This window comes from Methylocaldum sp. (assembly GCF_039794385.1).
GTDB lineage: Bacteria > Pseudomonadota > Gammaproteobacteria > Methylococcales > Methylococcaceae > Methylocaldum.
On record NZ_JBDIVO010000345.1, the window covers coordinates 1 to 4791 of the forward strand.

A 4791-nucleotide genomic window follows, 5' to 3' on the forward strand; every position below is an offset into this window, starting at 1 on the left:
CGTTCGACTCCATTCAAGGCTTTGACGACAGTGTTTCCGGTACGGTGAATGTATTTGAGACCTCCTTGGGTTTGCTTGCGGATCAGGACGGCAACACCGCATTCCGGTTGTTCACATTGACCTTCGATACCCTTGCAAACGGTCTCAGCCCACTGTCGTTCACGGATAACATCGCTTCGACCGGCGAGTTTTTGGGAGATGAAAACGGCGATCCGTTTGTTCCCCCGGTATCGGCTGGAAGAGGCAGTGTTTGCGTGGGGGGCAATTGCCAGCAGTCACAGCCTATCCCTGTCCCCGAACCGCCGGTCGTGATGCTGATGGGAGCGGGATTGTTGGGGTTCGCATTTAACCAAAGGCATCGTAGGGCCGGCGTTCGATAAAAATAACGGTTTAGTGAACAACGGGTGGGTTGTTTTTGATTCCCATCCGTTGTTTTCGGAGATGGAAGTTCCAAGCTGGATCGATTAAGCGCATGAATATTCGTAGGACAACCCTGTTTTCGTTACCGGCATTTCTATTGGCTATCGTCAGGGTGGATATCGCAATCGCCGCATCTTCGTCGGAACCGCCCTTCCGTCTTTCAGGTGTGGTGACGGTCGGCGACGAAGCTCGGGTTGCCATGATCGAGTTCCCGGACGGCCGACAACAGACGGTGCGACGGGATACCTCGATTCCGGACGTGGGCAAAGTCGAAAAGATTTCTCGCGACCGCCTTTGGCTGAAAACGGAAACCGGCGAGATCGAGATCCAGTTGACCGCGGATGGTTTGCCGTCCGAGCAGGGGCATCGGAATTTGTTGTCGCCCGAGTCATCCAGTGCCGATGCGGCAGCCCCGACAGCCAGCGAGGCCGAAACACAGCCGAAACACCGAACGGTGGAAGTAAGCGAGGAGATGGCCTACCAAATCGAACAACTGGCCAAAACCTCCGCCGCGACGGTAGACGAACTTTATTTCGCCCTCAAACCGATGCTGGGATTGCCGTCCGCAGCAGAGCTGAAGCTCAACGGCCTCAGTTTCGAACCGATGGACTCGGTCTCGCAAATCAAGCAGCAGCTGGACCAGGGACAGATGATGCGTGCAGTCGTCCAAGGCGCAGAGGGTGTCGAAATGATTTACCTTCAACCCGGTCCTACCCAGCAGCCGTAACCCGGTAGCAGGGCCGATCCGTTTTCGAGGTTTCAGTTTCCCGTTTGCATGACTTTGCTCTTCTGCTTTTTCCGGAGGCGCCATCCCAGCCAGGCAACGACGGGTAATGTCATGGGAACGATGATTCCTGGTCCGACTATCGCATCGGGTAATAGTGCGGCGCCATTTCCTGCCAGTACCACCGAGTACAATAAGTTGCCCGCAGCCGCCGTCAGCAGAAATCGAGAAAAATCCAGACCTTCGGCACCGGCTGTAAAAGCCACGGCCTCCGCCAGCACCGGGACCGGCCGGCTCGCGAACACCGCCAAGAGCGTCGGCACTTCCGGGAGCCGCGTGCCGAGCCGGGCCAGCAGCAGCCGCCCGGCGGCATAACCGATAAGATGGCCGATAGTCAGTCCCGCCCATGTCCATAATGTTCCGGAGATGAAACCGAGACGCGCGCCGAGCAGGGTTCCGATGACGCTGGACGGTATGGGCAGGAGGGCATCGCCGGCCAACAGCGCACCGCCGAGGAAGCCGAACCGAAGCGCGTTGTCATCCGTGGCCGACAGCCATCGTTCCCCGGGCAGTTCGCCAATGACGAGAAAAGGAATGATCGGTATCGCCAGTGCCGTGGAAACCACGAGAATAAGCTGTCTGTTGATTTTCATGGGTTAAACGTATCGGGAACGCGATTCGGCATACTACACTAAGTGCCGATCCCGGTAGACCTTAAAACACGCTTCGACAAGCTCAGGGCGAACGGCCTGCCGGGATAGGCTTTAAGCCCAAAGAAAAACTCAGGAGACCAATGCCATGCAGCCTCCCGCCCTCCCAGAAACCGCCAAACGCAAACTGGATCTGATTTTCGAAGGCATTCGCTACACCGACGCTTTGGGACGGGCGACGGAGCACTCGTTTCCGGGTTTCTACCCGTATCGTTTCAAACCCGGCGAACACGATCCGACCGGCAAGGGCAAGGCGATGGTTCCCTACTCGCTTGCCACGTCCGACGGCGTTTTCGCCAGGATCAAGGGAAACGGGGACTCGGCTTGGTCCGTAACCGGCTCTTTCGAATCCGGCTACCGCTTGGCTCACGATCGCGGTACGCACCCGGAAACGTCGGTCGAGTTCATGAATCTTCCCAAGTGGATGCACGGAAAAACCAGCGACGGCTTCCCCATGGCCCAGGCCGGCATCACCTTGCACCACGACATGGCGGTCATCAACGTGGCGCCTGCTTGTCAGTATTTTCTCGCCGATAAACAGGACGGGCAGTCCATGCGCTGCCTGTTTTGCGGTTACGGCGCTCCCGACGCGCGTACCGAGCAATTGGGGCAGGTGATGGATCGCACATCCTTGTCGCCCCTGACTTACACGCGCCTAAAGGAGACGCTTGATGCCGCCTTGCGGGAAAGCGAAATCCGCCACATCTATCTGGTCGGAGGCTCCATGACCGATTGGCGGGAAGAAGGCGAACGCTTCATCGAATTGGCCCGCGAGGTACAAACGGTCAATCGGCATCGGATTCCGGTCACCTGCGGTTCCGGTGCGTTGCCCGAGGAATGTCTACGCCGGTTACATGATGAGAATCTGGTGGATGCCGTTTGTTTTAATCTGGAAGTCTGGTCCGAGCGATTGTTTAGCCAGGTTTGTCCCGGCAAGCACCGGTTCGTGGGTTATCAGCGTTGGATCGGGACCCTCGAAAGTGCAGTGTCTTTTTGGGGTAAGGGACGTGTCTACACGGCCATGGTGGCGGGAATCGAACTGGAGCCGGAGTACGGATTAACCGAGAAAGAAGCGATCGAGCTTGCGCTCGAGGGCGCCGAGACGCTTGGTGCGAAGGGCATCATTCCGATTTACTCACTTTATTGGCCCATCGCGGGGCGGGATCATCCCAAACACCTGGAGAAACTGCGCAGCTACTTTGAGCGCGTTAACCTAGGCTATTTCGACATCCGCCGGAAATACGAATTGAACATCTGGGATGGATTCATGTGCCATCGCTGCGGTTACATGCAGATGGAATGCGACATCGACCATGCCCTTTGCGCCTAAGACATCACAAGGAAACGATCACATGCTCGATCCTACACCGATCATGCAACTCACCACCGCCTACTGGAATGCCATGACATTTCTGACGGCCAATCGTATCGGCGTGTTCGAAGCTCTCGCCAAGACACCCATGAGCGTCAGCGAGGCAGCCGATGCCCTGAATACCCACCCTCGGCCTACCCGTCTGCTGCTGAACTCTTGCGTTGCCTTAGGGTTACTTGAAGAATCCGAAGGGGTTTACACGAATAGCGCTCTGGCCAGTGCCTTTCTGGTGCCGGGCAGTCCGGCGTTCATGGGAAATGCCGTGCGTTACAGCGATGACCTTTACGCCACATGGGGCAAGCTGGAACAAGCGCTCCGGGAAAATCGCCCCCCTCTCGCCCAGGAAACCTATCTCGGCGACGATCCCGCGAAAACGCGCCATTTCGTCTATGGAATGCACAACCGCGCCTTGGGCATCGGCAATGCTTTGGCCGGCCTGGTCGACCTGAGCGGACGCAAACAACTGCTGGATATCGGCGGCGGACCGGGTACATATTCCGCTTTGTTCGTCCGAAGATATCCGGAACTCCGGGCGAAAGTGCTCGACCTGCCCCATGTGGTGGAACTGGCCGATGAAATCATAGGAAGTCTGGGCGCCAAGGATCGGGTGTCTACACTCGCAGGCGATTACCACACCACCAAATTCCCGACCGGTAACGATGTGGTGTTGATCTCGGGGGTCCTGCATCGAGAGAGCGAAACGGGATGCCGGGAACTCATCCGCCGCGCCAAGGACGCCCTGGCACCCGGTGGGCTGCTGATTTTGAGCGATGTCTTCACCGACCACGGCGGAACCGGCCCCCTGTTCGCGACCCTTTTCGGCCTCAACATGATGCTGACGGCGCCGGAGGGCGGCGTACATGCCGATACGGACGTGGCGGCGTGGATGGCCGAAGCCGGATTTACGCACATTGAAACCCGTCCCTTTCCTTCCCCGATGCCGCATCGGGTGGTCACCGGCATGGTCGGCTAGGAGATCGGCCGATGCGACAAATCAACTTTGTTATTTATAGCGCTTTGATCGGTGTTCTGGTGTCGTCCGCCACCTTTGCGGAAGCCCCGCTGGAATACGGCTCTCAACCCATGCCACCGCAGCCTGAAATCCGCGACCTGGGCGGCCAGCGATACCAAGTCGGCAGCATCGAAGTCAACAAGGCCGAACGGAACTTCGCCGTTCCAGGCACGGTGATTCGCTCCGAGCCGCCGCTGGAATTTCTGGCGGTTACCAAGGGAGGCTATAAATCCTACGAAAGCCTTCTCGAACTGGATGCCAACGCGGTCGAATTCAATTTGGCCTGCATTCTCATCGGCTTGGATGCAAAAAAAGCCAAGCCCGCCAGCTTTCATTTCGATAAAGAACCGGTCGCAGGCGACAAGCTCGAATTGTGGATTACCTGGGAATCCTCCGGCAAAACCGTTCGACGCCGGGCCGAGGAGCTATTGACGGCAGCGGAAGGCCAAGCGACTCACGAGTGGGTTTATACCGGATCGACATTTACGCCCGATGGTCGCTACCTGGCTCATATGGACGGCACGTTAATCGGATTCGTGCACGATCCGGCCAG

At 57.7% G+C, this 4791-nt stretch carries 6 protein-coding genes; 5 read left to right on the top strand and 1 reads right to left on the bottom strand.

The annotated features are described in order from the left end of the window. The coding region (locus ABJK70_RS20340; protein WP_347258920.1) for a PEP-CTERM sorting domain-containing protein at positions 1–380 on the top strand (380 nt) is incomplete at its 5' end. Between the two features lie 92 nt (positions 381–472). Beyond that, entirely contained in the window at positions 473–1147 is a 675-nt protein-coding gene (locus ABJK70_RS20345; RefSeq protein ID WP_347258921.1) for a hypothetical protein, read from the top strand. A gap of 32 nt (positions 1148–1179) precedes the next feature. Here ABJK70_RS20345 and ABJK70_RS20350 read toward each other — a convergent pair whose 3' ends face one another. Next, positions 1180–1797, bottom strand: coding sequence for a hypothetical protein (locus ABJK70_RS20350; RefSeq protein ID WP_347258922.1), 618 nt, complete (start codon positions 1795–1797; stop codon positions 1180–1182). 145 nt (positions 1798–1942) lie between these two features. On the opposite strand from ABJK70_RS20350, the gene ABJK70_RS20355 reads away from it, so the two are divergent. The 3 genes from ABJK70_RS20355 to ABJK70_RS20365 all read left to right on the top strand — a co-directional run. Continuing rightward, positions 1943–3184: a radical SAM protein gene (locus ABJK70_RS20355; RefSeq protein WP_347258923.1), complete on the top strand. Its 1242-nt coding sequence runs from the start codon at positions 1943–1945 to the stop codon at positions 3182–3184. 22 nt (positions 3185–3206) lie between these two features. Then, positions 3207–4199: a methyltransferase gene (locus ABJK70_RS20360; protein WP_347258924.1), complete on the top strand. Its 993-nt coding sequence runs from the start codon at positions 3207–3209 to the stop codon at positions 4197–4199. 11 nt (positions 4200–4210) lie between these two features. Further along, positions 4211–4791, top strand: a 581-nt coding sequence (locus tag ABJK70_RS20365; protein WP_347258925.1) for a YdjY domain-containing protein, incomplete at its 3' end; no start/stop codon positions are given.